The following is a 24,587-nucleotide window of genomic DNA, read 5'->3' on the forward strand; positions in this document are numbered from 1 at the left end:
GGTGCGCGCAGCGCGCCGGGTGGGGGCGGGAGATCATCTCCCTGCTTGTGGGAGAAGTAGAGGACATCGCCTCGACCTGTAACCCCCACCCAACCCTCCACCCGTGAAGGGCGCAATGCCTCGCACGCGGGGGAGGGCTTTTGCCCTCACTTTCCCGCATCGCGGGGAGTGCTTCTGCTGTCACCTCCTCCGCATCGCGGGGGAGGTCGGTGCGCGCAGCGCACCGGGTGGGGGCAGGGCAGTACGCGCGTTCTTCGGCCACTCCGACCGACGCAGCCCTCAGTCTGCCGCGCCCTCTCGTTCCGCCTTGAGCTGCGCCTCGAATGCGGCCTCGGCGGCATCGGCATAGCTTGCGCAGGTGGCTGGGTGCGCGCGCTCGAGCGTGGCGCCGTAGCGCAGTCCGCTGAAGTCCGGATGCGGGGTCAGCAGCAGGTCGCAGGGCAGGCTGCGCACGCGCGCGAAGCTCGCGCGGTAGGCGTCGACGATATGCGGATAGCGGGGGGTGCCGAGCAGGCGGTAATCGGGCGCGCTGAGGCTATCGACGTACGCGATCCGCACGGGCGTGCCATCGTCGGCCCGGTCGGTCCAGGTCCAGCTCATGCCGCCTGGCGTGTGCCCGGGGGTGAAATGCACTTGCAGGCGCAGGTCGCCCAACGCCAGCGTTTCGCCGTCCTGCAGCAGACGATCGGTGACGACCGGCGGGTAGAGAAAGGCATCGCCGTAGTGGAGGTCGTCGCTGCCGCCGCGTGCGAGCAACTGCGCCGATTCGGCATTGGCCACGACCCGGGCACCGGTGGCCCGACGCAGGGCCGCCAGTGGGCCGGCATGGTCGGCATGGGCGTGGCTGAGCACGATGAACTTCAGGTCGGACGGGGCCACGCCGAGTGCGGCCATGTTCGCGAGCAGGTGCTCGGCGGTCTGCGGCATGCCACCGTCGATCAGGATGGCACCGGCATCGCCTCGGAGCAGCAGCGCGCTCAACTGCGCGGTGCCGATCTGCCAGGTGCCGGCGGCGATGCGCAATGGCGCGACCGGCTGCCGCCAGGGGGCGGGCACCTCGTAGGCGCGCAACTGCGGCAGCGGCTCGGCCGCCATCGCTTGCAGCGCGCCGAGGCCGCCGAGCACCGCCGTCGTCCACAGCATCCAACCGATCGCGCTTCGCATCGTTCACTCCGGTCTTGGTCGTGCGGTGATTGTCGACAGGCTCTCGCGGACGTCACAAGCGCGACGATCTCATCGCAGCCATGAGCGGATTCGATGGCAAGTGCCGCGATCGCGCAGGCCTCGCCTGCACTAGCGCGCGAGCCGGCCGATGCATCGGTCGATGGCATCGGCGGTCGAGAATCGAGAAGGGTTTCTTTCAATCCGGGGGAGCGCCGCAGTGATTGCTGTGCGCTGGCACGCGTTGGGACACCGCGTTCAGGCGCGAAGAGCGATGCGACACCAGTCGTCCAATACGGCCTTGACATTGTCTTCAAGCGTGCCTTTTTGAGTGAAGCCCCACCAGATGATGGCGCCCTGCCAGACGCTGGCCAACTGCTGACCCAGCACATCGGCAAGCACCGGATCCCGGGAAAGGCGTTGTCCCAATGCAGTGGTCAACTGCTTGGTCCACTGCGCGCCTCGAGCGCGAAGCGCAGGGTGACGGAAATCCTCTCGAAGCAGTAACAGTCCATCCGAGAAGTCCACGTCTCCAGCCCCCCTTGCTGTCAGGCGCAGGAGCAGGTCCACCGCGCCCGCAGGATCCGCCGACGCCTGGGCATCGGCGGCGTGAGTGGCTTGCTCCAACCGCGTCCAGGCATGCGACAGGGTCGACTCGACCATGCCCTCTCGCGTTCCAAAGCGCTGCACAAGTGTGGCAGGCGCGAGATCGACCCATTGCGCGGCGTGTGCGAACGACAGGCCTGGCCCGTCCCTGGCGATGAGGACGAGGAGTCGATCCATCAGTTCTTCGTCCGAGACTTTCTTCGATCTGCCCATTGGTGTAATATAAACGAACGTTCGCTTATAAAAAAGGGCGCGCCATGGCACGCATTCTTGGCTACATCGCGACCAGCCTTGACGGCTTCATCGCGTCACCTGGGGACAGACTCGATTGGCTGCAGCGTTATGAGGGCATGGCGCTCGGGGAGCACGATTACAACGTCTTCCTCCGGCGGGTCAGAACGGTCGTCATGGGACGCGGCACGTATGACTTTCTCGCTCGCGACCCCGCTCCTTGGCCGTATCCACACCACAGAGTGATTGTCGTCACCTCTGGCGTCATCGACGCGCCCCGAGGGACGCTCGAAATTCGCCACGATGTCGACGCGTTGATCGCCGAACTCAGAGCGCTTGATGACGGAGACGTCTGGATGCTGGGAGGGGGCAAGCTACAGATGGCGCTCATCGAGCGTGGGGCGCTCGATGAGATCGAGATCTACGTCATGCCGGAGCTGCTGGGCGGCGGCAGCCCGCTGTTTCCCGCCGCAGGAGTTCGTCTGAGTCCGACGCTGATCAGCGCGAAGACGCTGGACCGGGGCTGTGTCCGCCTGCACTACGCGCTTCGTAGCGAATGAACCGTGGGGAACGGGGGCGTAAACCGCTCCGAGCCGACGCGAGTGGGAGATCGAGCTGCAATCGAAGGCGCATGCAGGCCATATCGACGCCTCGTTGGACGCGCACGCGACCCTCTCGCCAAGAGGGCAAGGACAACGGCGAGAGGACCCCGAACGCCTGCACGGTCAGAGTGCGGCGCGGTCGTAGCTCGCGTCCCGTCGATCACGAGATGGGTTGATGGCCATCGTGCAGCGCGCCGCATGCTGGTGTCGGCCGCGTCCGCGCGCATCTCATCGTGGATCATCTGCGTCGGCCGGCGCCGCGCACCAGGCCTCGACAGCGGGTGCAGTGTTCTCGATGCCTTCGCGTTCGGCCAGTTCCCACGGCCGTTCGCAGGTCGCGCTGCGCGGGCACCAAGCGTAGCCGGCCGAGCCGATGCAGCCGTGGGCGTCACGGTCGCCGCCGACCACGGCCGGTGCGGCACTCGGAGCGGGCGCGGCAGGGGCGGGTGCCTGCGGCGGGCTGCAAGCCGCCAGCAACAGGCCCAAGGGCAGGATCATGAACTGACGCATTGGAAGCTCCCGTACTGGAACGGCTCGAGAATGCCGACGGCTACGTGGCCGGTGTGTCGTCGCCACCGCGTGCTGCCGCGATTGCCGCGATCCGTGCGCGCCGCAGCGCTTCGCCGATCGCGGGGCCTGCGCGTCCTTCGGCCGCGAGGTCGCGGGCGTTGACCGCGCAGGCGGCGGCGTGGGCGCGGCGTAGTTGCGCGCCCTGCGGATAGTCGCTGTCGGTGCTGCCCAGGCGGCCGCGCTTGTCCGCTTCGCAGACCAGCGCGAGCTGGTCGATGCGTTCAGGCCGGCGGAAGCCATCGCAGCGTGCGATGAGTTCGTAGAGCGTGGTATCGCGCAGTTCGGCGATGCGGTGCACGTTGAGGTGTTCGCGGCAGGCGACGATCGCCAGCTCGCGATGCGCGGACGGCACCTTGAGCCGTGCGCACAGCGCCTCGAGCGGACGCACGCCCGCATGCTCGTGGCCGACGTGGCGCGGCAGCTGGTGCGCGGGGGTCAATGCCTTGCCGAGGTCGTGGGTGAGGGCGGCGAAGCCGATCGCATCGTCGCCCGGCGCCAGCCGCGCGGCCATGTCGACGACCAGTTCGATATGCGTGCCGGTGTCGACCTCGGGGTGATATTCGGCGCGCTGCGGCACGCCGTACAGTGCATCGACCTCGGGCAGTACGACCGCGAGCGCGCCGCAGTCGTGCAAGGTGCGCACGAACGCCGACGGCCGCGCCGAGCCCAGGGCGCGACGCAGCTCCTGCCACACGCGTTCGGGCGTCAGCGTGGCCAGTTCGCCGGCGTCGACCATCGCGCGCATCAGCGCCATCGTCTCGTCGGCGACCGTAAAACCAAGCGGCGCAAAGCGGGCCATGAAGCGTGCGGCGCGCAGCACCCGCAACGGGTCCTCGGCAAATGCCGGGCCGACGTGGCGCAGCAGCCGTGCATCGAGGTCCCGCGCGCCGCCGTAAGGATCGATCAATGTGCCGTCGGGGGCCTGGGCGATCGCGTTGATCGTGAAGTCGCGGCGCTCGAGATCCTGTTCCAGCGTCACCGAGGGGTCGGCATCGACGACGAAGCCGCGATGGCCGCGCCCGGCCTTGCGCTCGGTACGCGCCAACGCGTACTCCTCGCCGGTGCGCGGATGCAGGAACACCGGGAAATCGCGCCCGATCGCGCGGAAGCCCGCGGCCTCCATCGCCGCCTGGGTCTGGCCGACGACGACGAAATCGCGGTCGCCCGGCGTCTGGCCGAGCAGCGCATCGCGCACCGCGCCACCGACCAGATAGGTCTGCATCGCACTCACGGCGTGGGGCAGGCGAACGACGTGCGCCGGGCATCGCTGCCACCGCGCAGGCGTTCGTCGAGCTTGGCCGCGCGCCCGTACATGCGCCAGTCGTAGAGCACGCTGAAGGCCAGCACGCGGGCGACGTACTCGCGCGTTTCGCGGTAGCTGATCGTCTCGATCCAGAAGTCGGGGTCCATGTCCGGGCGCTGCGACAGCCAGCGCGAGGTCGGCGTCGGCCCGGCGTTGTAGGCGGCGATCGCGACGTAGGGCTTGTCGTACATATCCTTCTTCTCGCGCAGGTAGGCGGTGCCCAGCGCGACGTTGGTCTCCGGATCGTACAGGCTCTCGGCGCCGCCCCAGCTGCGGCCGAGCCGGCGCGCGACCGCAGCGCCGGTCGCGGGCAGCATCTGCATCAGCCCGCGGGCATCGGCCGGCGAGCGCGCACGCGGGTTGAACGTGCTCTCGGCGCGGATCTCGGCTGCGACCCAGGCCGGGTCCAGGCCGTGGCGCTTGGCCTCGCGCTCGATCAGCGCCTGCTGGGTCAGCGGAAAGCGCAGTGCGTAGAGCCGGGTTTCGTCGGGCTGGCGACCGAGTCCGAACACCGCGCGGTCGTACCAGCCGTTCTCCTGGGCCACCAGCACCGCGATGCGCCGCTGGTCGTCGTCGAAGCGCTCGAGCGCGGCGCTCCATTCGCGCGTCGCCCAGATCGGCCGCTCGATGCGGTACAGCGCCATCGCCCGCACGATGCCCGGGTCGGTCGCCACGCGCGTCTTGGCCTCGTTCGATGGTGCGAAGTCCCAGGGGCACAGTGCGTAGGACTGGCCAAGGCGGTCGGCGGCGAGGAAGCCGTGGAAGTCGGATTTCGTCGCCGCGTCTCGGTACAGCCGCTCGGCGGTCGCCGCATCGCCGGTCAGTGCCGCCAGCCGCGCCTCGAAATAGGTCCAGCGCGATTGCGCGCGCTGCGCTGCGCCCATTGCGCGGATCGCCGACAGCGCTGCCGGCCAGTCGCTGCGCGCCATCGCCTCGCGCGCGCGCCATTCGTGCAGACGCTCGTCGTAGGCCGAGGCCGGCACCCGTGCCAGCAGCCGCGCCGAGTCCGGCAGGTAGGACGCCACGGTCCACAGCGCGGCCTGGTAGAGCACGCGACCGTTGTCTTCCTCGGTGAAGCCCAGCGCGCTCGCGACCGCCGGCAACTGCGCCTCGGCCGCCAGTGGGTCGTCCTTGGCCAGGCGCGCCAGTCCGTGCGAGGCGACCAGTCGGCTGCGCGCGGTTTTCGGCCAGCCGGTGGCACGCGCGTGCGGCGCCTGCAGATAGGCCGCGTAGTCGGTCGCCAGCGGCTGCTCGGCGGCGGAGAGCCCGCGCGCGATTCCGCGCGCCATCGCCACGTCCTGCGCGGCAACCGCCAGGTCGAAGCGTTCCCAGCGCAGGGCGTCGTCGAGGCCGCCGCGCGCGGCCAGGGTCTGCAAGGGGGCATCGCAGGTGTCGGGCAGCGAGGCGCCGCTGCTGCGCCAGATCGCCTGCACGTCGCGCGTCCACTGCGCATCGGTGGCGCCGGTGCGGGCGCGCGCGTCGAGTTCGATGCAGCGCAGCGCGACGTTCGAAATCGACGGCGACCAGGCCGCACGCACGCCGGCCCAGTCCTGACGCTTGGCCAGGGCGCGCAACCAGCTCTCGCGGAAGACCTCGGCCACCGGCTCGCCGGCATGCCGGGTCAGGAAGTCCTGGCCCTGGGCCAACGGCAGCGTGTCGAGATTGCGCCGCAGCGCAGCCAGCTCCAGCCAGGCGGCGGCCGGATGGCCGGTCATCGCCGGCGGCACCGGCTGGCCGCGCTCGGCAGCCTGCATCGCCGCGAGGAACCCGTCGTCGCCCGGTGCTTGCGCCTGCGCACCGGCGGCGAGCGCGAGCAGGGACAGCAGGGCGCCGCGCAGGGTGCGCGGCAGCGGGCGGGCGGTGCGAGGGGCGCTGGACGGCATCGGCGGACGGGCGGCGGCGAAGGGCCGACGACTATAGCCAAGCGTCGCTGAAGCCGATGTGGGAGCGACGCTGCCCCTGCGGCGCCTTTCTTAGTCCGCGCGCAGCCAGGCGAGCACCGCGTCGACGTCGTCGGCCTCGAGCAGCAGCTCGGCCAGCGCGTGCTGGCCGGTCGCCGCGGCGGTGGCGGCCAGCGCCGATGCGCATAGCGTTTCGTCCCAGTCCGGCGCGGCGACCAGGCCGGCGAGCAGCGGCAGCCGGGCGAGCGCGGCGACGTAACCGTCGATTAGGCTGTCGGGAATCACCGCATCGCTGGCGGCGCGCGCCAACTCGATGCTCGCGGGCAACACGAAGTGACTCGGGCAGGCGCGTTCGGGGGCCTCGGCCAGCGCGGCGACGATGTGCGGCACGGCCGCGAACGAGGCCGGGTGTACGCGGCCCTCGTCGCACAGCGCCGCCCACAGCGCCTGCCACGGCGGGCTCTGCCAACTGTCCTCGGTCGCGCCGTCGAGCTGCGCCAGCAACGCAGGTACCCCAAGGGCGATGCCCTGCGCGCAACTCAGGCGCGCCCACGCCGGATCGTCGAGCGCCAGCATCGGCGCATCGGCCAGCCCGTCGCGCGGACTCATGCGCGGCGGCCCACGATCAGCCAGTTGTTGAACGGCGTGTCGCCGTACAGCGGCCGCAGCGTGGTCGTCAGACCCGCGCCTTCGAGCTGCGTGCGCAGGCCATCGGCGGTCGGATAGCAGCGTGCGCGTTCCTGCATCCAGCCGGCGAAATTGGCCAGCCGGTCGGTGATGCGCGACGTCCGGCTGCGGGTCGAGCCGTCGGCCAGTCCGCTGCGGATCACCAGCAGTGCGCCCGGCGCCAGCATCGCGATCACCTCGTCGAGCAGCGCGCGCTGGCGCTCGTGCGACAGGTACTGCAGCACGTCCAGGATCGCGACACTGCCCTGGTGCGCCGGCAGGCCGGCGGCGAGGTCGAGCACGTCCAGCCGCACCTCGGCCAACCCGGCGCGTGCGGCGACCTCGCGGCCGCGGCGGATCTTGGCCGCGTCGATGTCGACGCCGGCGTAAGGCAATGTCTGGCCATCGGCACGCAGCGCATGCGCCAGCAGCCCCAGGCCACAGCCCAGGTCGAGCACCGGCGCGGTCGTCGGCCGCAGCGCCTGCAGCACGCCCGGGTACAGCGGGTCGGTGCGCAGCTTGGTCAGCGTGTAGTAGTAGTCGTAGCGGTTGCCCAGCGGATGACGCGGCAGGAAGGCGCGGGCGATGCCACGCGCGGCGTCGCGCGGATACGGGGCGGTGGAGAGCGGGGTGGGGTCGGAGGTGGTCGCGGTCATGCCCGCGACAATAAGCCGCGTGCGACCGGCAGCGCCAGTCGCGCCCAGTCCGCGTGCAGCGCGGCCGATGGATGCAGGCCGTCGTCGGCCAGCATTGCCGGCTCGCCGCCGCGGGCGCGGCTGATCGGTGCGATGTCGACGAACGCCACGCCCTGCCGCGCACAGAGCGCCGCCGCTGCGGCGTTGTAGGCATCGAGCGTACGCGCGATCTCGCCGACGTCGCGCCCGGAATGCGCACCGAACGGCGTGACGCCCCAGTCCGGGATCGCGAGCACGAACACGCGCTGGGCGCGGTCGCCGGCGAAGCCGATCGCCCGCGCGAGCAGTGCTTCGAAGCGCGGCAGGTAGTCGTCGAGCGCGCGGCCGCGGTACTGGTCGTTGACGCCGATCAGCAGGCTGACCAGGTCGAACGGCCCTTCGGGCGCGGCGGCGTGGATGCCGGCATCGAGCTCGTCGGTGGTCCAGCCGGTGGTGGCGACGATCTGCGGCGCGTCGATCGCGGTGCCGGCCGCGCGCAGCGCATCGGCCAGCACCACCGGCCAGCGCGCCTCCGGCGCGATGCCTTCGCCGATCGTGTAGCTGTCGCCGAGCGCCAGGTAGCGGAGCGGCCGCGCGTGCTCAGCCATTGACCGCGCGCGGCACCAGCGGCACGACCTTGCGCGCGTCGGTGATCTGGCGATCGAGCACCCGCTCGATGCGCGAGAACACCTCGCGCAGCTGCGCCGGCTCGGGCAGCAGCGTCACGCGGAAATGGTTGCGATAGGGCACGTTGAAGCTGTTGCCCGGCACCACCAGCACGCCCTCGGCGTCCATCAGGTCCAGCGCGAACGCGTGGTCGTCGAACCCCTGCGCGAACTCCGGCGCGATGCCGGGGAAGGCGTACAACGCGCCGGCCGGCTCGACCAGTTGCAGATAGCGGCTTGCCGCGCAGGCGTCGACCACCGCCCGGCGCGCTTCGTACAGCCGGCCGCCGGGCGCGCACAGCGCCCCGATCGTGTCGATGCCGGTCAGCGCGGCTTCGATCGCGAACTGGCCGGGCACGTTCGCGCACAGGCGCAGGGCGCCGAGCAGGTCCATCGCGTTGCGGAACTCGCGGCTGCGCGCCTCACTGCCCGACAGCACCGCCCAGCCCACACGCCAGCCGCAGGCGCGGTGGACCTTCGACAGCCCGCCGAACGACACGCAGGGCACGTCGCCTGCGATCGGCGCGAGCGGCTCGAACACCGCGCCGTCGTAGGTGATGGCGTCGTAGATCTCGTCGCACAGCAACAGCAGGCCATGACGCTCGGCGACGGCGACGATGCGCTCGAGCAGCGCGCGCGGGTAGACCGCACCGGTCGGGTTGTTGGGATTGATCAGCACGATCGCGCGCGTACGCGGCGATACCAGCGCCTCGAGCGCGTCGGGGTCGGGCAGGAAGCCGTGCTCGGCCTTGCACTGGTAGAACACCGGCCGCCCGTCGTTGAGGATCGTCGCCGCCGACCACAGCGGATAGTCGGGCGAGGGCACCAGCACCTCGTCGCCGGGATTGAGCAGCGCGCGCAGCGCGATGTCGATCAGCTCGCTGACGCCGTTGCCCACGAACACGCGCTCGGGCGAGACCGCGTGCGCGCCGCGCGCGGCATGGTGGGCGGCGATCGCCTCGCGGGCGATCGGCAGGCCCTGCTGGTGGGTGTAGGGATCGGTGTCGTGGATGCGACCGGCGATCGCGCGCTGCAGGTGCTCGGGCGCGCGGAAACCGAACGCGCCGGGATTGCCGATGTTGAGCTTGATCAGCGTGCGCCCCTGGGCCTCCAGCTCGCGCGCTCGCCGGGCCAACTCGCCGCGGATTTCGTAGCGCACTTCGGACAGGCGTTCGCGGGTTTTGAGGGGGGCGGACATCGGGCGGCGCTCTGCGCGGGGAGGATGACCCGATGCTAGCCCAAAAGCCGCATGAATGCGGCCACGCCGACGAACGGGCGCCCCCGGCTGTCGTGCGCGCCCTGGCGCTGTCCCCGTAGAATCCGCCGCATGCCGACTGCCCCGCCGATCGCTTGACCGCCCCCGACCCTGCGCTGCGCGCGATCGGCTGGCCATTCGACGGCCCCCCGTCCGGCCCCTGGGCCGAGGCGATGGCCGCCCACCCGCAGGCGCGCCCCAGGCGTGTGGTCGAGCAACACCGCTCCGGCTACCTGGTCGCCGGCGCCCCTGGCCAGGCGCTGGCGGTCGAGTCGCTGCCCGACTGGCTGCGCCGCAGCGGCTACCGCAAGGGCACGATGGCGCCCGAGGACCGCGCCGCGGTCGGCGACTGGGTGCTGGTCGAGGACGAGCGCCGCATCGTCGCGATGCTGCCCCGTCGCAGCGCGATCAAGCGCGCGGCGGCCGGCGAGCATTACCGCCAGCAGTTGATCGCCGCCAACATCGACACCGTGCTCGTGGTCTGCGGCCTGGATGCCGACTTCAACCCGCGCCGCATCGAGCGCTATCTGCTGCTGGTGCAGGGCGGCGGCACACCGGTCGTCGTGCTGACCAAGGCCGACCGCGACAGCGCCGACCCGGAGGCCGCGCGCGCCGCGCTGGCCGAGATCGCCGCGCTGGGCGTCGCGGTGCTGGCGGTCAACGCCCGCGACCCCGACAGCGTCGCCGGGCTGCATCCCTGGCTCGGCCCGGGCACCACCGCGGTGCTGGTCGGCAGCTCGGGGGCCGGCAAATCGACGCTGACCAATACCCTGCTCGGCCGAGAACACATGCGCACCGGCGCGGTACGCGACAGCGACGACCGTGGCCGGCACACGACCACCCATCGCGCACTGATTCCGCTGCCGGCGGGTGCCTGCCTGATCGACACCCCGGGCATGCGCGAGCTCAAGCCGACCGGCGAAGAAGATCTCGCCGAGGGCGGTTTTGCCGACATCGAAGCCCTGGCCGCCGACTGTCGCTTCCGCGACTGCCGGCACGAACGCGAACCCGGCTGCGCCGTGCGCGCCGCAGTCGAGGCCGGCACCCTGACCGCGCAGCGGCTGGCGAACTACCTCAAGCTGCGCGATGAACGCGACGCCGCCACCGCCCGCCGCGCCGACCGCCTGGCCGCCCGCCAGGACGACGCCCGCCCGACCGGCCGACGCCCCGGCCGACGCTGAGGCCCGGTCACGCGCGCTGCGCGTCGCCCCCCCTCCCGCGGCGCGACGCGCGTCGACCTCACCCCGCAAGCGGGGGAGGTGTCGCGATCTTCGGCATTGCAGCGCCGTGCTCTCTCCCACCCGCCGGGACGGTGTCGCGATCTTCGGCACAGCAGCGCCGTGCTCCCTCCCCGCGTGCGGGACGGTGTCGCCATCTTTGGCATTGCAGCGCTGTGCTCCCTCCCCCGCGTGCGGGGGAGGGCTGGGGTGGGGGCTAACGGCCACGAGGGCGCGTCGTTTGGATGTCGGGAACGCCCCGGCCCCCACCCGCCGCGCGACGCGCGGCGACCTCACCCCGTAAGCGGGGGAGGTGCCGCGATCTTCGGCATTGCGGCGCGGTGCTCTCTCCCGCACGCCGGGATGGTGTCGCGATCTTCGGCATTGCAGCGCCGTGCGCCCTCCCCCGGCGTGCGGGGAGGTGGGAATGCGGACGCCCCGAACCGACCGCGCTGCATTGCTACAGTGGCCGCGCTGCGACCAGGAGCTGCCGATGCCCGATGCGATCGCCCATCACGCTGCGCTCGATGCGCGCATGGTCGCCGCCGCGCGCGGGATCCGGCTGCTGGGATTGGCGAGCTGGGCACCGGACACCCAGCAGCGGTTTCTCGCTGCGTTCGCGGCCGGGCGCCGTGAGATGCCGAAGGTCGTCTACCCCTCGCTCGACTTCGCGCAGGCGCGGCGCGAGCTGGACGCAGTCGCGGCGGCGGCCGATGCCGAGCATCCGCTGGGCGCGTATCTGGTCGAATCGGCGCAGGCCTGGGACGTCGCCGCACGCTTGCTCGAGGCGCTGGGCACCGGGGCGGTCACCGCACATGCGGTCGCGCTGTACGGGCGCCCCGACGCGTCGTTGCCGGGCGGGGCGCTGACGACCTGCGATGCGGCGCGGCATTTCCTTCGGATCGCCGATGCCTACGATCCGGCCCTGCTGGGCGAGGCCGATGACCCGACGGTCGATGCGGCCACGCTGCAGGTGCAGCTCCAGGGGGATCTGGATGCGTACTTCGGCGCGCGCGTGGTCGAGGTCGAGCGCGATGCCGGGCTGATCGCCAAGGCCGCCGCCGGCGCCTATCGGCTGCGGCTGCGCGCCGATGCGCGCTACTCGCCGCACGACCGTGCCCAACTGCTGCAGCACGAGGCCTTCGTGCATTCGTTGACCGCCCTCAACGGCCGCGCGCAACCGGTGTTGCCGAGCCTGGCGATGGCCGCACCGCGGACCACCGCGACCCAGGAAGGGCTGGCGGTGTTCGCCGAGCAGATCACCGGCAGCCTCGACATCGCCCGCATGAAGCGGGTCAGCCTGCGCACCGAGGCGATCGCGCGGGCGCTCGATGGGGCCGATTTCCTGCAGGTGTTCGACTATTTCCACGCCGCCGGACAAGCCCCGGCCGAGAGTTTCGCGTCGGCGCAGCGGGTGTTCCGCGGCGTGCCATTGAGCGGCGGCCATGCCTTCACCAAGGACACGGTGTACCTGCGCGGGCTGATCGACGTGCACACCTTCTTCCGCCAGGCGCTGGCGCAGCGCCGGCTGCCGCTGTGCCGGCAACTGTTCGCAGGCAAGATGACCCTGGACGACGTGCACCGGTTCGCGCCGCTGTTCGAGGCCGGCGTGCTGCAGCCGCCGCGCTGGTTGCCGCCGTGGCTGGCGCGCGCCGGCGGGCTGGCGGGGATGCTCGCGTTCTCGCTGTTCGCCAACCGCATCCGGCTCGATCAGCTGTAGACGCTCAAAGCCCGAACGTCGGCAGCGCGGCGGTCGAATGCAGGCAGCGCACGCTCTCGCTCAGATCGGCCGGGTCGGCGCCTGCGAACAAGGCATGCAGTTGGTGCCGGCGGGGCGTGGCGGTCGGCGCCAGGCCCACCCAGGCATCGCGCCCGGCGGCCTTGGCCGCGTACAGGCAGCGATCGGCCAGTGCGCACGTCTGCTGCCAGTCGCCGAGCGACGGCCACGCGGACGAGAACGGCCAGGGCGCGAAGCCGATCGAGCAGGTCAGCGGCAGCGGCGCACCGTGGGCCAGCGTCACCGGCTCGGCCGACACCACGTCGCGGATCCGTTCGGCCAGGCGCGCCGCGGCCTCCGGCCGGTCCAGGCGCGCGGCCAGCAGGAACTCTTCGCCGCCCCAGCGCACCAGCAGGTCGTCGGCCCGGCACAGCCCGCGCAGTCTCTGCGCGAACTGCACCAGCACCGCATCGCCGGCCTGGTGGCCGCGGGTGTCGTTGATGCGCTTGAACGCGTCGATGTCGAGCATGAAGAAGTACAGCGCATCGTGCGGCGTGCCGGCGGCGGCCGGGACGCTCACGTGTTGCGCCGCGCGTGCGAGCCAGTCCTGCAACTCGCGCCGGTTGGCCAGGCGGGTCAGCGGATCGAGCCGGGTCGCCGCATCGAGTTGCGCATTGCTCAACTGCAGTTGCCGGTTGGCCTGCTCGAGCTGGGCGGTGCGTTCGGCGATGGTGCGGTCGAGCAGTTCGGCGCGCTCGCGCTCGCGATGCACCGCGCGCCGTGCCCGCCACACGAACAGCGCCAGTGCGCAGGCCGCGAGCAGCGCGTAGGCCGCGTACGCCAGCGGATGGCGCCAAGGCGGTGGCGGCATGGTCATCTCCAGCACCCGCGACGGGCCGAAGGTGCCGTCGCGGCCGGCGGCCTGGACCTCCAGCCGATAGCGGCCGGCGGGCAGGTGGTTGAGCGAGACCTCGGTGCGCGCCTGGTGCGGGTACAGCCAGCCGACATGCAGGCCCTCGACCCGGTAGCGCAGTTGCGCCGCGCCGGGGGCGAGGAAGTCGATCGCGGTCATGCCGATCGTGAACACGTCGTCCTCGTCGTCGAGCGCGATCTTCGTCGCATAGACGATGTCCGTCTCACTGGCGCGGCGCGCCTCCGGATCGCTGCGCCGGCTCAGCAACTGCAGGCCGGTGAGCACGGGCCGCGCCGGCGCGCTGCGCCGTGGCAGCTGCATCGGCGCGATCACGTCCAGCCCCAGCGTGCCGCCGAAGTACAGCAGGCCGTCCTCGTCCTGGAACGCCGAGCCGCTGTTGTACTCCTGGTTGCGCAGGCCGTCGCGCCGGCCGAGGTTCTGCACGATGCCGTTGTCGTGGTCGACCACGCTCAGGCCCAGGTTCGTGCTCACCCACAGCCGTCCGCCCGGATCGGGCAGGATCCGGTAGACGACGTTGTTGGTCAGCCCGTCGCGATCGGTGAGCGCGGTCGAGGCGCCGGTGGCGCGGTCGATGCGGTACAGGCCGCCGCCGAAGGTGCCGGCCCAGATCGCGCGGTCATCGGCATGGATGGCCCACACCGCGCGGTGCAGACCCGCGCCGGTGGGCTGCAGGCGCGCGAACGTATCGCCGCGCAGCCGCCACAATCCGCGTGTGCTGGTCCCCACCAGCAGGCTGCCATCGATGTCGGGATACAGCCGGGTGACCACGCTGCCGTCCAGCGCGGCCACACGCGGGTCGGCCACCGCATGGCCGCGTTCGAACCGCTGCAGCCCGCCGCGGGTGCCGACCCACAGCGTGTCGCCCTGGCGCAACAGCGCATCGATGCGCGGATCGCGCAGGCCGGTGACCTGCACGATGCGGTCGTCGTGGTGCAGCCGGTACAACCCCGACAGCGTCCCGACCCACCAACCGCCGGCACCATCGGCTGCGAGCGCGCGCACCGAATGGGTCGCCAGCGTGGTCACTGCGCGCCATGGCCCCGCACCATCGCGCAGGTGCAACCCGGCATCGGTGCCGACCAGCATCCGCGCGCCGTCGCGCGCGACCGCGCGGATGCTCGGGCTCGGCCAGTCGTGCATCTCGCCCAGGCCCGCGCCGTCGTGGCGGATCACCGACGACAGCGGACGCGCCCGGTACAGGCCCGAGGTGTAGGTCCCGATCCACCACGCGCCCGAATGCCCCTGATGGAAGCGGGTGATCGCACTGCGCGGCGGCTGGTCGAAGCGCAACTGCTGCGGGCGGTCGCTGCCGGGGGCGAGCTGCACCACGCCGCCATGGGCGAAGCCGATCAGCAGCCGGCCATCGTCGAGCCGGATCATCGCTGTCGGCCGTGCGGTACTGGCGCCCAGCGCGGTCATCGGCCAGTGGCGCAGGACTGCGCCGCTCAGATCGAGCCGGTGCAGGCCGGCATCGGAGGCGACCCACAGCCCCTCGGGACCGGCCTGCAGCGCCACGCAGCGGCGTGCGTCCGACAACGCGGGCAGCGCGTGCAGCCCGTCGGCGTCCACCGTCCACAGCCCGCAGTCGGCATCCAGGCCGACCGGCTGCGGACGCCCCAGCGCCTTGATCAGGCCGACGATCTCGCCGGTCGCACCCAGCGGCCGGACCGTGGCGACCGCCGCATCGACGTGGTCGATCCCCGCCTCGGTGCCCACCCACGCGCCGCCGTCGGGATCGAGCAGGATCTCGGTGACGCGCGTGTGCGACAGCCCCGCATCGACATCCACCCGCCGCCGCGTCCAGGTCGGCAGGTGCACCACCTCCAGGCCGGCGTCGTCGGTGCCCAGCCACATCCGCGTGGTGGACGCCTCGAACGCCAGGCTGTCGATCCCGCTGCTCGCCAGGCCCGCCTCGCCGGGCGTGTCGTCGGTGCGGTAGGTGCGGAAGCGGTGGCCGTCGAACCGGTTGAGCCCGTCCTGGGTGGCGACCCACAGAAAGCCCTGATCGTCGCCGCTCATCGACGAGACTGTCAGCTGCGACAGCCCCTCTTCGAGGCCGTAGACCTCCAGGCTCAGCGAGGGAGTGTGCTCGGGCGCCTGCGCGCAGACGCCGGCAGGCACCAGCGCGGCGAGCAGCGTGGCGAGCGCGCCACGCCAGCGGCGGCCCGCGCGCGTGCGGAGGATGTGCGCGACGGTATGCACCTTGATGGCGACTCCGGCTCCCGATCGTCCCGATCGTCCATTGTGCCCTCGAAAGCACCGCCCGACGGACATGCCAGACTGTAGCGATGGAGACTCCGACGATTCTGGTCGCCGACGACCACCCGCTGCTGCGCGCCGCGGTCCTGCACGCACTGCGCGATGGCCTGGGCGAGATCCGCGTGGTCGAAGCCGCCAGCGCCTCGGCCGTCGAGGCCGCGCTGCCGGCCCATCCGGACATCGAACTGGTGCTGCTCGACCTGGCGATGCCCGGCGCCCGCGGCCTGTCGACGCTGGTCTGGCTCCGCGGCGAGCGGCCCGAACTGCCGGTGCTGGTGATCTCGTCCAACGACCACCCGCGCACCGTGCGCCGGGTGCAGCAGTTCGGCGCCGCCGGCTTCATTTCCAAGTCGGCGCCGGCCGAATCGATCGCCCAGGCGGTCGCGGCCGTGCTCGATGGCGGCAGCTGGTTCCCGCCGCTGACCGCCGAGCGCTCGGAAGCCGATGCCCAACTGGCCAGCCGCCTGGCCCAGCTCACGCCGCAGCAGGTGCGGGTGTTGCTGTGCCTGGCCGACGGCCTGCTCAACAAGCAGATCGCCCACCAGCTCGGGTTGGCCGAGAACACCGTCAAGGTCCATGTGACCGCGATCCTGCGCAAGCTCGAATGCCACAGCCGCACCCAGGCCGCGGTGCTGGTCAAGGCGCTCGAGCGCGACGACGAGGCTTAGATCGGCGCGGCCCGCGTGGCCAAGGCGTTACAAGCCCTCCCCCGCATACGTGGCGCGCGTGGCCATGGCGTTACAAGCCCTCCCCCGCATGCGGGGGAGGGTTGGGTGGGGGCCACCGCGCTCAATGCCCCCGCAAACGCATCTGCATCATCAGCGCACGTAGCGCCGGAGGCCGCACCGGCTTGGAAAGGAAGCCATGGCCGGCCTCGCGCGCCTGCGCGCGCAGCGCCGGATCGGTCTCGCCGGTGATCACGATCACCAGCGGCACCGCACCCCAGCGCTCGCACAGCGTGTCCAACAGCGTCGGGCCGTGATGTTCGCCCATGCGCACGTCGAGCAGCACGATGTCGGGCGCCTGGCCGTGCATCGCGGCGGCGAGTGCGGCGTGCGGGCCGTCGGCCAGCAGCACATCACACTCCCAGCGCTCGAGCAGCAGGCGCGTCGCGGCGCAGACCTGCGGCGCGTCGTCGACCACCCACACGCGGCAGCCCCGCAAGGGCGCGTCGTCGTCGTCGGCCTCCGGCACGGGCACCGGCGCGGCGTCGCCGGGCGCGACTCGCGGCACCGTGACCGAGAACACGCTGCCCACACCCGGTTGCGAGCGCAGGTCGATGCGATGGCCCAGCAACCGCGCGATGCGCTCGACGATCGACAGTCCCAGGCCGACCCCGCGGTCGTCGCCACCGCCGTCGTCGAGCCGGCGGAACTCCTCGAAAATCTCGCGCTGGCGGTTGGGCGCAATGCCCGGGCCGGTGTCGTGCACCTCGATGCGCAGCGACGTACCGACGCGCCGGCAGCCGAGCAGGATGCGGCCGTGCGCGGTGTAGCGCACCGCGTTGGACAGGAAGTTCTGCACCAGGCGGCGCAGCAGCACCGGGTCACTGCGCACCCAGGCGTGCGTGGGCACCGCGTCGAGCTGCAGGCCGCGAGCCTGCGCCAGCACGCCGGCCTCGCGCGCCAGCGCCTCGAGCACCGGCCCCAGCGGCACGTCGTGCACGTTGGCCTGCAACGTGCCCGATTCCAGCCGCGAGACATCGAGCAGGCTGGTCAGGATGCCGTCCTGCGCCGACAGTGCGCTCTCGATGCTGTCGACGATCGTGCGTGCCTCCGCGCTCGGCAACCGGGCACGCAGCGCCGAGACGAACATGCGCGCGGCGTTGAGCGGCTGCAGCAGGTCGTGCACCGCGGCCGCGGCGAACCGGCCCTTCTGGCGGTTGGCGGCCTCGGCCTCGCGGCGCGCCTGCTCCAGGTCCGCGGTGCGCTCGGCGATGCGCTGTTCCAGCGCGTCGGCCAGCGTGCGCAACTCGCGCGCGGTGGTCTTGTAGGCGGTGATGTCGGCGTAGCTGGTGACGAAGCCGCCATCGGGCAGCGGATTGCCCCGGATCTCCAGCACCGTGCCGTCGCTCTTCTCGCTTTCGCGCGCATGCGGCTTGCCGCTGCGCAGGTGGTCGAGCCGACGCTCGATCGCTTCTTCGACCGGCCCCGGACCGAGCAGGCCGCGCCGCGCGTTGTAGCGGAACACGTCCTCGATCGGCGTGCCCACGCGCACCAGATCGGCCGGGAAGCGGAACAGTTCGATGTAGCGCGCGTTCCAGGCCACGATGCGCAGCCGCGCGTCGATGATGACCACGCCCTGCGGCAGGTGCGCCAGCCGGCGGCTCAGCCCGGTATCGGCCTCCTGCGCGGCGGCGACCAACCCGTCCTTGGCGGTGCGCAGTTCCTCGGCGTGCTGGCGCACCAGGGTCTCGAGCTCCTCGCGGCTGCGCCGGCGCAGCGCCCCCAGGCGCAGCCGCTGCTGCGCGAACAGCACCACGAACACCAGTGCGATCCACGACACACCGGCGATGCCGGCCCACTGCCAGGCCGCGACCGCGACCGGCGTTGCGTCCTGCAGCAGGTGCAGGGTCCAGTCGGTGTCGGCCAGCGGCGTGCGCTGCCACACCCAGCGCCCGGGCATCGCCGGGTTGTCGATGCGCGCCAGCGCATCGTCGCCGATCGTGCCGACGAACGGACGCAGCGGCTGACTGCCGTACTGCCGCGTGGCCTCGAGTTCGGCGCGCGCGCTGCCCGTGAGCGGGGCGAGCAGCCGGTAGCGCCATTCGGGCCGGCTGGCGAGAAACACCACGCCATGCCGATCGCTGGCCAGTACCACGCTACCGGCGTGCGGCCAGCGCTCTTCGTACTGGGTCAGCTCGAGCTTGATGACGATCACGCCGACCGCGCGGCCGTCCGCGTCGCGCAGCGCCTCCGACAGGAAATAGCCCGGCACGCCGGTGGTCACGCCGATGCCGTAGAAGCGCCCGCTGCCCTCGCGCAGTGCCTGCTGGACATACGGGCGGAAGGCGTAACGTTCGCCGACATTGCTGCCCAGCGTGCGCCAGTTACTGGCCGCGATCGCGGTGCCGTCGGCGCCGATCAGGGTCAGCGTGGAGGCCTGCGCGGTGCGGTTGGCTTCCTCCAGCCGTCGGTTCAGCCGCTCGCGTGTGGGCGCGTCCACGGACGCTGCGACGGCGGCGCGCAGGTCGGGATCGAGCGCCAGCAACTGCGGCAGTGCGCGGTAGCGCTCGATGCGCTGGTCCAGCGCCTGTGCCTGCAACTGCAATTGCTGCTGCGCCAGCGCGGTCTGCTGGCGCAGCGCATTGTGGCCGCCGAGCCGATGGCCCAGTACGGTCGTCGCCACCAGCCCGCCGATCGCGATCGCGGTCCAGAGCAGGCGGCGGGCACGGGGCGGGGATCGCATGGGGCGAGGTTAACGGCCGACGTGTCGCGAGTTCGCGACGCGTCGCTCGCTCAGAACTGCACCTGCGCGCGGAACTCCACCGCATCGGGCGAGGTCGAGCGGCCGCCGCGGGTCGCATGGGCGCGCACGTAGTTGGCCTGCAGCTTGAAATGCGAGGTCAGGTACCAGTTGGCGCCGAACGTCCAGTCGTGCTGGCGGCCGCCGGCGATCGGGCCGTCGTCGAGATCGAGCGTGCTGTAGCGCGCCGCCAGCTCCACTGCGCCGTAGCCGTGCGCCGGCTTGGGGTTGGCGACGTTGCCGGCCGAGTACGGCCGGTGCTCGCCGGTGATCAGCCAGCTGCCGGCCAGGTAGCCGCCTTGGGCGCGATAGTCGGGCAGGCCGCCGTCGCGGGCGATGTCGGCGCGCAGCAGTTCGCCCTGCAGCGAGACCGGCCCGCGGATCCAGATGCCTTCAAGGCCAGTGCGGCGGATGTGATCGACCGGTGTCAGCTCGCCCGAGTCGACCAGGCGCACCGGCGTCAGCCCCGCGCCGGGCCGCGCGCGCAGGCGCGCGGTGGGGGCGAAGCGATCGCCGCGCCCGTCGGTCCAGGCCTCCGGGTTCTCGCGCGAGGCCGCCAGCCCCAGGTGCAGCACGTCGCCGTCGGCCTTGCGCGGCGTCCACACCGCACGCGCGGCCACAGTCTGGCCGTGATTGTCGCCGTGCAGGTCCTGGCCGGCGTAGCCGCCGACCTGGAACAGCGCGGCCGGCTGCTCGTAGGTCCACTCCACACCGGTCCGCCGGCCCTGGTAGATCGCCTGGATCGGCGCAGCCAGTTCCATGAACGTGCCGGCGCGCGAGGCGGTCACGCCCTCCAGCCCTACTGGCACCTTCATGTAGCCCACGCGCAGCGTGCCCAGGTCGCGGCCCAGGAATGCCTGGCTCTCCACACGCACGAACACGTCCAGCCAGGTCCTGGATTCGAAGTCGAAATAGACCATCGCATCCCAGACGCCGGCCTTCTTGGCCGTCGCGCCGAACTCGCGGCGGCGCAGTCCGTCATCGTCGACCAGGTGCGGGTCGCCGCTGAAATCCACCGTGTCCCAGGCGAAGTTCGCAGTGGCCGCGACGTGGGTGCCGTCGCCGAAGGTGTAGCCGGTCGGCCAGTCGTCGAACGCGCGGGCGAACGCGGGGGACGTGCCGGCGGCGAGCGCCAGCAGCAGCGGGAGGGTGAGGCGCATGGGGGAACCTCGTGGGCACAGGGCGCGGGTGGGCCGGGCAGTCTAGGCAGTGCGCCGGGCGGATGCACGCGCCGCATAACACCAATGCGCTATCGGCGGATCCGGCGTGCGGGCGTACAACACAGCCTCGCCGAGCGCCCGCATGTCGACGGACGCGCCAACCGGATCCTCCGCATGCACGCCATTCCCGCCGCCACGCCGGCCGCTCCGCGGTTGCCGTGGTATCGCCAGTTGTACGTCCAGGTGCTGGTCGCGATCGCGCTGGGCGCGCTGCTCGGCCACTATTCGCCGGCCTTCGCCGAGCAGCTCAAGCCGCTGGGGGACGCATTCATCAAGCTGGTCAAGATGATCATCGCGCCGGTGATCTTCCTGACCATCGTCACCGGCATCGCCGGCATGACCCAGCTGCGCACCGTCGGGCGGGTGTTCGCCAAGTCGATGGCCTACTTCCTGTGCTTCTCGACGCTGGCGCTGGTGGTCGGCATGGTCGTCGCGCACGTCGTGCAGCCCGGGGCGGGCATGGACATCGACCCGGCCACGCTCGACACCGCCGCCGTCCAGGGCTACGTGCAGAAATCCCACGAGCTGACCCTGACCGGCTTCCTGCTCGACATCATTCCCGGCACGCTGGTCAGCGCGTTCGTCGACGGCAACATCCTGCAGGTGCTGTTCATCGCGGTGCTGTTCGGCATCGCACTGGCGCTCACCGGCGAGAAGGGCCGCCCGGTGCTGACGTTCCTCGAAGCGCTGACCACGCCGGTGTTCAAGCTGGTGCACATCCTGATGAAGGCCGCGCCGATCGGTGCCTTCGGCGCGATCGCCTTCACCATCGGCAAGTACGGCCTGGCCTCGCTGGTCAACCTGGCCTGGCTGGTGGGCACGTTCTATGTCAGCTCGCTGCTGTTCGTGCTGGTGATCCTGGGCGCGGTGGCGCGCGGCTGCGGCTTCTCGGTGCTCAAGCTGATCCGCTATCTGAAGGCCGAACTGCTGCTGGTGCTGGGCACCTCGTCCTCGGAATCGGCGCTGCCCTCGCTGATGGAGAAGATGGAGAAGGCCGGCTGCAAGAAATCGGTCGTCGGCCTGGTCGTGCCGACCGGCTACTCGTTCAATCTCGACGGCACCAACCTGTACATGACCCTGGCCGCGCTGTTCATCGCCCAGGCCACCAACACCGAACTCACGCTGTGGCAGCAGGTCACGCTGCTGCTGGTGGCGATGCTCAGTTCCAAGGGCGCGGCCGGCGTGACCGGCGCCGGCTTCATCACCCTGGCGGCCACGCTGTCGGTGGTGCCCACGGTGCCGGTGGCCGGCATGGCGTTGATCCTGGGCATCGACCGCTTCATGAGCGAATGCCGCTCGCTGACCAACTTCATCGGCAACGCGGTCGCGACGGTCGTTATCGCGCGCTGGGAGAATGCGCTCGACCGCGACGCCCTCAACGCCGCGCTCGACGGCACACCGGCGCCGGTGATGGCCGCGCCCGATCCGGCGGCCGGCCCCGGCGACCGCGAGGTCCTGGCGCTCGACTGACCGCCGCACGTCGCACCATCCACATGCACCACCACGGGAGGGGATCCATGACCACACACCGCTGGGCCGGCACCATCGCCGGCCTGTTGTTCGCCTGCACCGGCATCGCCCAGGCGCAGACCGGCCCGCAGACCGTGCCGCTGTGGCCGGCCGGCCACCTGCCGACCAGCGTCACCGGCCCCGAGCAGGTCGGCAACGAGGGCAGCGCGCTGGGCGCGGTGACCCGCATCGCCGAGCCGCGTATGGAGATCTACCGGCCGGCGCAGCCCAACGGCACGGCGGTGCTGATCCTGGGCGGCGGCGGCTATTTCCGCATCCAGGTCGGCACGGCCGCCACGCCGATGGCGCAGTGGCTGGCCTCGATCGGCACCACCGCCGCGGTGCTGTACTACCGGCTGCCCGGCGACGGCTGGCCGGCGGTCGCGCCGTTCCAGGACGGCCAGCGCGCGCTGCGCGTGCTGCGCAGCCAGGCCGGGGCGCTGGGCATCGACCCCGAGAAGATCGGCGTCATGGGCTCGTCGGCCGGCGCCAACCTGGGCGGCATCCTCGCCACGCGGTTCGACCACGATTTCTATCCCGCACTCGACGCCACCGACCGCGTCTCGTCACGGCCGGACTTCCTGGCGATGCTTTATCCGGTGGTGTCGCTGCAGGCGCCGCTCGACACCACCCGCTCGCGCCGCGAGCTGGGCACGCAGTCCGACGCGGTCGCTGCCTACTCGGTCGAATCGCACGTGCGCGCCGACATGCCGCCGGTGTTCCTGGTGCATGCCGCCGACGACCCGATCGCCGATGTCGGCCACAGCCTGACGATGTTCAACGCCACCCGCGCCAAGGGCGTGCCGGCCGAGATGCATATCTTCGAGCGCGGCGGCCACAGCTGGGGCCTGGGCCGGCCGGGCGCGCTGGTCGCGCAGTGGCCGCGTCTGTTCGCCACCTGGGCGCGCAGCCACGGCTTCATGCAGGGCGCGCCAGTGTCGTTGCAGCCGTTGCTCGGCAATACCGCACCTGTCCCGGCCGCCGAAGTGCCGGACGAGGACATCGACGACGCGGACGGCGACTGACCGCCGCGCCCACGCCACCATCCCGGGGAGGGACACACATGCATTCATTGCGCTTTGCGGCACTCGCTGCCGCCATCGGCCTTGCCCTCGGCACGGCCGCCTTCGACGCCACCGCCCAGGACGAGGCCGCGCTGCGGACGCTCGTCGAGCAGCAGGCCCAGATGCTGCAGGCCCAGGCCGCCCAGCTCGAACAGCTCAACGCGCGCCTGGCCGCGCTCGAGGCCGATCGGCCGACGACCGCCGTGGCCACGGCGCCCGCGGCTGCGTCCACGACCGACGCGCAAGTCGCCGCGGCCGTCGCCGACACCCGCCAGGACGACCTGGCGATCCTGCAGGCGCAGGTCGCACAGCTGGCCGCCAGCGGCGGCACCGGCGGCGGCAACACCAGCTGGCGCCGCGGCGGGCCGGAGTTCCGCAACGGCGACCGCAGCTTCACCTTCCACCCGCGCGGCCGGGTGATGATGGATTGGTCGTCGACCAACGGATCAAAGTTCGCCGATCGCAACATCGGCGGCACCGAGATGCGCCAGGTGCGCCTGGGCGCCGAAGGCACCATCGGTGCGCTCGGCTACAAGATCGACGCCGACTTCGCCGATAACGACGTCAGCATCAAGGACGCCTATCTGTCGTGGGACACGCGCCTGGGCAACCTGCCGGCCGAGTTCTACATCGGCAACAAGCTCAAGGACCGCGCGATCGATTCGAGCACCACGCTCACCCGCACGCCCTTCATGGAGCGCAATGCGGTCGCCTCGATCGGCGCGCCCAACAGCGGCTACTTCGGCCTGGGCGCGCAGATGAAGCTCATCGGCCAGAACTGGCACTACAGCCTGGGCTTCACCGGCGACGACATCGGCAACGCCGGCGCGCAGAGCGACTCGCAGACCGTCACCACGCGCGTGCACTGGAACCCGATCAAGCGCGCGCAGGGCTTCTTGCACCTGGGCGGCTGGGCCGTGTACGAGGACTTCGGCAGCGACGTGACCAGCATCAACAAGGTCCCGCGCATCGCCTCGAGCTTCAACGACAACGTGCGCGTGTCCGCCAGCTCGATCGCCGGTGTCAGCCACGAGACCATCTGGGGCGCCGAGCTCGGCGGCACCTGGCGCAGCGGCTGGGCGTTCGCCGAATACGCCGAGCGCACCATCGCCTCGCGCACCGCCGACGACTTCACCCAGAAGGCGACCTCGGTCTACGCCGGCTGGCTGCTCACCGGCGAAAAGCCCGGCTTCAGCGCCCGCTCCGGCGTCTGGGGCACCACTCGCGTCGCACGACCGGTCACCGACGGCGGCATCGGCGCCTGGGAACTGGCCGCGCGCTTCGACCGCTTCGACTTCACCGACGCCCGTCGCGGCGGCGAGGGCGACGCCTGGACCCTGGGCGTGAACTGGTACCTCAACAACTGGTCGCGGCTGATGCTCAACTATGTGCACTGGACCACCGACAACCAGGTCGGCAGCTATCGCGGTCCGGACTCGGGCAACACCGTCAACGTCCGCGCCCAGGTCGTGTTCTGACCTGCGCGATGCGCACCATCCGCCCGCGTCGGGTCCGACGCGGTCGCGGGGGGTAGAATCACGGGCCTGCCCCCGCTTCCTTAACAGCCA

19 protein-coding genes are annotated in these 24,587 nt (G+C 71.6%); 7 read left to right on the forward strand and 12 right to left on the reverse strand.

What is annotated here, in order from left to right; translation table 11 throughout:
- Window positions 1-279: 279 nt before the first annotated feature.
- Together bla and ABE487_RS13780 are read right to left on the reverse strand one after the other, a co-directional pair.
- Window positions 280-1,143 (reverse strand): subclass B3 metallo-beta-lactamase, encoded by an 864-nt coding sequence (bla, locus tag ABE487_RS13775; RefSeq protein ID WP_346452156.1) that lies wholly within the window; start codon window positions 1,141-1,143, stop codon window positions 280-282.
- A 276-nt stretch (window positions 1,144-1,419) separates the two neighbouring features.
- Window positions 1,420-1,980: a hypothetical protein gene (locus ABE487_RS13780; protein WP_346452145.1), complete on the reverse strand. Its 561-nt coding sequence runs from the start codon at window positions 1,978-1,980 to the stop codon at window positions 1,420-1,422.
- Window positions 1,981-2,024: 44 nt separating this feature from the next.
- Here ABE487_RS13780 and ABE487_RS13785 point away from each other — a divergent pair, with 44 nt between their 5' ends.
- Window positions 2,025-2,558 (forward strand): dihydrofolate reductase family protein, encoded by a 534-nt coding sequence (locus ABE487_RS13785; RefSeq protein WP_346445441.1) that lies wholly within the window; start codon window positions 2,025-2,027, stop codon window positions 2,556-2,558.
- Window positions 2,559-2,828: 270 nt separating this feature from the next.
- On the opposite strand, the gene ABE487_RS13790 is transcribed toward ABE487_RS13785, so the two are convergent.
- The 7 genes from ABE487_RS13790 to ABE487_RS13820 form a co-directional block, all read right to left on the reverse strand.
- Window positions 2,829-3,110 (reverse strand): hypothetical protein, encoded by a 282-nt coding sequence (locus tag ABE487_RS13790; RefSeq protein WP_346452146.1) that lies wholly within the window; start codon window positions 3,108-3,110, stop codon window positions 2,829-2,831.
- A 40-nt stretch (window positions 3,111-3,150) separates the two neighbouring features.
- Window positions 3,151-4,392, reverse strand: coding sequence for a multifunctional CCA addition/repair protein (locus ABE487_RS13795; RefSeq protein ID WP_346452157.1), 1,242 nt, complete (start codon window positions 4,390-4,392; stop codon window positions 3,151-3,153).
- Between the two features lie 5 nt (window positions 4,393-4,397).
- Entirely contained in the window at window positions 4,398-6,356 is a 1,959-nt protein-coding gene (locus ABE487_RS13800) for a transglycosylase SLT domain-containing protein (RefSeq protein WP_346452147.1), read from the reverse strand.
- Between the two features lie 90 nt (window positions 6,357-6,446).
- A complete protein-coding gene (locus ABE487_RS13805; RefSeq protein WP_346445445.1) occupies window positions 6,447-6,983 on the reverse strand; it encodes a hypothetical protein in 537 nt (178 codons plus the stop codon).
- A complete protein-coding gene (locus tag ABE487_RS13810) occupies window positions 6,980-7,696 on the reverse strand; it encodes a class I SAM-dependent methyltransferase (RefSeq protein ID WP_346449674.1) in 717 nt (238 codons plus the stop codon). The genes ABE487_RS13805 and ABE487_RS13810 overlap by 4 nt, the downstream gene beginning before the upstream one ends.
- Window positions 7,693-8,322, reverse strand: a complete 630-nt coding sequence (locus tag ABE487_RS13815) for a GDSL-type esterase/lipase family protein (RefSeq protein WP_346452148.1) — start codon at window positions 8,320-8,322, stop codon at window positions 7,693-7,695. Before ABE487_RS13815 ends, ABE487_RS13810 begins: the two co-directional genes overlap by 4 nt.
- Window positions 8,315-9,577, reverse strand: coding sequence for an aminotransferase class I/II-fold pyridoxal phosphate-dependent enzyme (locus ABE487_RS13820; protein WP_346445448.1), 1,263 nt, complete (start codon window positions 9,575-9,577; stop codon window positions 8,315-8,317). The genes ABE487_RS13815 and ABE487_RS13820 overlap by 8 nt, the downstream gene beginning before the upstream one ends.
- A 152-nt stretch (window positions 9,578-9,729) precedes the next feature.
- Between ABE487_RS13820 and rsgA the strand changes: the two genes are divergently transcribed.
- Both rsgA and ABE487_RS13830 read left to right on the forward strand, forming a co-directional pair.
- Window positions 9,730-10,815, forward strand: a complete 1,086-nt coding sequence (gene rsgA / locus ABE487_RS13825) for a ribosome small subunit-dependent GTPase A (RefSeq protein ID WP_346452149.1) — start codon at window positions 9,730-9,732, stop codon at window positions 10,813-10,815.
- 529 nt (window positions 10,816-11,344) lie between these two features.
- Window positions 11,345-12,571, forward strand: a complete 1,227-nt coding sequence (locus ABE487_RS13830) for a flavohemoglobin expression-modulating QEGLA motif protein (RefSeq protein WP_346452150.1) — start codon at window positions 11,345-11,347, stop codon at window positions 12,569-12,571.
- Between the two features lie 4 nt (window positions 12,572-12,575).
- Here ABE487_RS13830 and ABE487_RS13835 read toward each other — a convergent pair whose 3' ends face one another.
- Window positions 12,576-15,704 (reverse strand): diguanylate cyclase, encoded by a 3,129-nt coding sequence (locus ABE487_RS13835; protein WP_346452151.1) that lies wholly within the window; start codon window positions 15,702-15,704, stop codon window positions 12,576-12,578.
- 86 nt (window positions 15,705-15,790) lie between these two features.
- Between ABE487_RS13835 and ABE487_RS13840 the strand changes: the two genes are divergently transcribed.
- A complete protein-coding gene (locus tag ABE487_RS13840; protein ID WP_346445476.1) occupies window positions 15,791-16,429 on the forward strand; it encodes a response regulator transcription factor in 639 nt (212 codons plus the stop codon).
- A gap of 121 nt (window positions 16,430-16,550) precedes the next feature.
- Here ABE487_RS13840 and ABE487_RS13845 read toward each other — a convergent pair whose 3' ends face one another.
- Together ABE487_RS13845 and ABE487_RS13850 are read right to left on the reverse strand one after the other, a co-directional pair.
- Complete coding sequence (locus ABE487_RS13845; protein ID WP_346445477.1) at window positions 16,551-19,169, reverse strand: PAS-domain containing protein; 2,619 nt, start codon at window positions 19,167-19,169, stop codon at window positions 16,551-16,553.
- Window positions 19,170-19,219: 50 nt separating this feature from the next.
- Window positions 19,220-20,386 (reverse strand): porin, encoded by a 1,167-nt coding sequence (locus ABE487_RS13850; protein WP_346445478.1) that lies wholly within the window; start codon window positions 20,384-20,386, stop codon window positions 19,220-19,222.
- Between the two features lie 174 nt (window positions 20,387-20,560).
- On the opposite strand from ABE487_RS13850, the gene ABE487_RS13855 reads away from it, so the two are divergent.
- From ABE487_RS13855 to ABE487_RS13865, 3 genes are read left to right on the forward strand one after another with little or no spacing between them, the layout of a single operon-like run.
- Complete coding sequence (locus ABE487_RS13855) at window positions 20,561-21,916, forward strand: dicarboxylate/amino acid:cation symporter (RefSeq protein ID WP_346445479.1); 1,356 nt, start codon at window positions 20,561-20,563, stop codon at window positions 21,914-21,916.
- A gap of 47 nt (window positions 21,917-21,963) precedes the next feature.
- Window positions 21,964-22,980 (forward strand): alpha/beta hydrolase, encoded by a 1,017-nt coding sequence (locus tag ABE487_RS13860; RefSeq protein ID WP_346452152.1) that lies wholly within the window; start codon window positions 21,964-21,966, stop codon window positions 22,978-22,980.
- Between the two features lie 38 nt (window positions 22,981-23,018).
- Window positions 23,019-24,497, forward strand: coding sequence for a porin (locus ABE487_RS13865; RefSeq protein WP_346445481.1), 1,479 nt, complete (start codon window positions 23,019-23,021; stop codon window positions 24,495-24,497).
- The last annotated feature ends 90 nt before the right edge of the window (window positions 24,498-24,587 follow it).

The sequence above is a fragment of the Luteimonas sp. TWI596 genome (assembly GCF_039674105.1).
GTDB lineage: Bacteria > Pseudomonadota > Gammaproteobacteria > Xanthomonadales > Xanthomonadaceae > Luteimonas.

Bases quoted from the DNA above. Each gene is read 5' to 3' on its own strand.
- ABE487_RS13860 (WP_346452152.1), top strand. From the start codon at position 21,964: ATGACCACACACCGCTGGGCCGGCACCATCGCCGGCCTGTTGTTCGCC.
- ABE487_RS13790 (WP_346452146.1), bottom strand. From the start codon at position 3,110: ATGCGTCAGTTCATGATCCTGCCCTTGGGCCTGTTGCTGGCGGCTTGC.
- ABE487_RS13830 (WP_346452150.1), top strand. From the start codon at position 11,345: ATGCCCGATGCGATCGCCCATCACGCTGCGCTCGATGCGCGCATGGTC.
- ABE487_RS13840 (WP_346445476.1), top strand. From the start codon at position 15,791: ATGGAGACTCCGACGATTCTGGTCGCCGACGACCACCCGCTGCTGCGC.
- ABE487_RS13815 (WP_346452148.1), bottom strand. From the start codon at position 8,322: ATGGCTGAGCACGCGCGGCCGCTCCGCTACCTGGCGCTCGGCGACAGC.
- ABE487_RS13810 (WP_346449674.1), bottom strand. From the start codon at position 7,696: ATGACCGCGACCACCTCCGACCCCACCCCGCTCTCCACCGCCCCGTAT.
- ABE487_RS13785 (WP_346445441.1), top strand. From the start codon at position 2,025: ATGGCACGCATTCTTGGCTACATCGCGACCAGCCTTGACGGCTTCATC.
- ABE487_RS13855 (WP_346445479.1), top strand. From the start codon at position 20,561: ATGCACGCCATTCCCGCCGCCACGCCGGCCGCTCCGCGGTTGCCGTGG.
- ABE487_RS13795 (WP_346452157.1), bottom strand. From the start codon at position 4,392: ATGCAGACCTATCTGGTCGGTGGCGCGGTGCGCGATGCGCTGCTCGGC.
- ABE487_RS13805 (WP_346445445.1), bottom strand. From the start codon at position 6,983: ATGAGTCCGCGCGACGGGCTGGCCGATGCGCCGATGCTGGCGCTCGAC.
- ABE487_RS13845 (WP_346445477.1), bottom strand. From the start codon at position 19,169: ATGCGATCCCCGCCCCGTGCCCGCCGCCTGCTCTGGACCGCGATCGCG.
- ABE487_RS13820 (WP_346445448.1), bottom strand. From the start codon at position 9,577: ATGTCCGCCCCCCTCAAAACCCGCGAACGCCTGTCCGAAGTGCGCTAC.
- ABE487_RS13780 (WP_346452145.1), bottom strand. From the start codon at position 1,980: ATGGGCAGATCGAAGAAAGTCTCGGACGAAGAACTGATGGATCGACTC.
- ABE487_RS13800 (WP_346452147.1), bottom strand. From the start codon at position 6,356: ATGCCGTCCAGCGCCCCTCGCACCGCCCGCCCGCTGCCGCGCACCCTG.
- ABE487_RS13850 (WP_346445478.1), bottom strand. From the start codon at position 20,386: ATGCGCCTCACCCTCCCGCTGCTGCTGGCGCTCGCCGCCGGCACGTCC.
- bla (WP_346452156.1), bottom strand. From the start codon at position 1,143: ATGCTGTGGACGACGGCGGTGCTCGGCGGCCTCGGCGCGCTGCAAGCG.
- ABE487_RS13865 (WP_346445481.1), top strand. From the start codon at position 23,019: ATGCATTCATTGCGCTTTGCGGCACTCGCTGCCGCCATCGGCCTTGCC.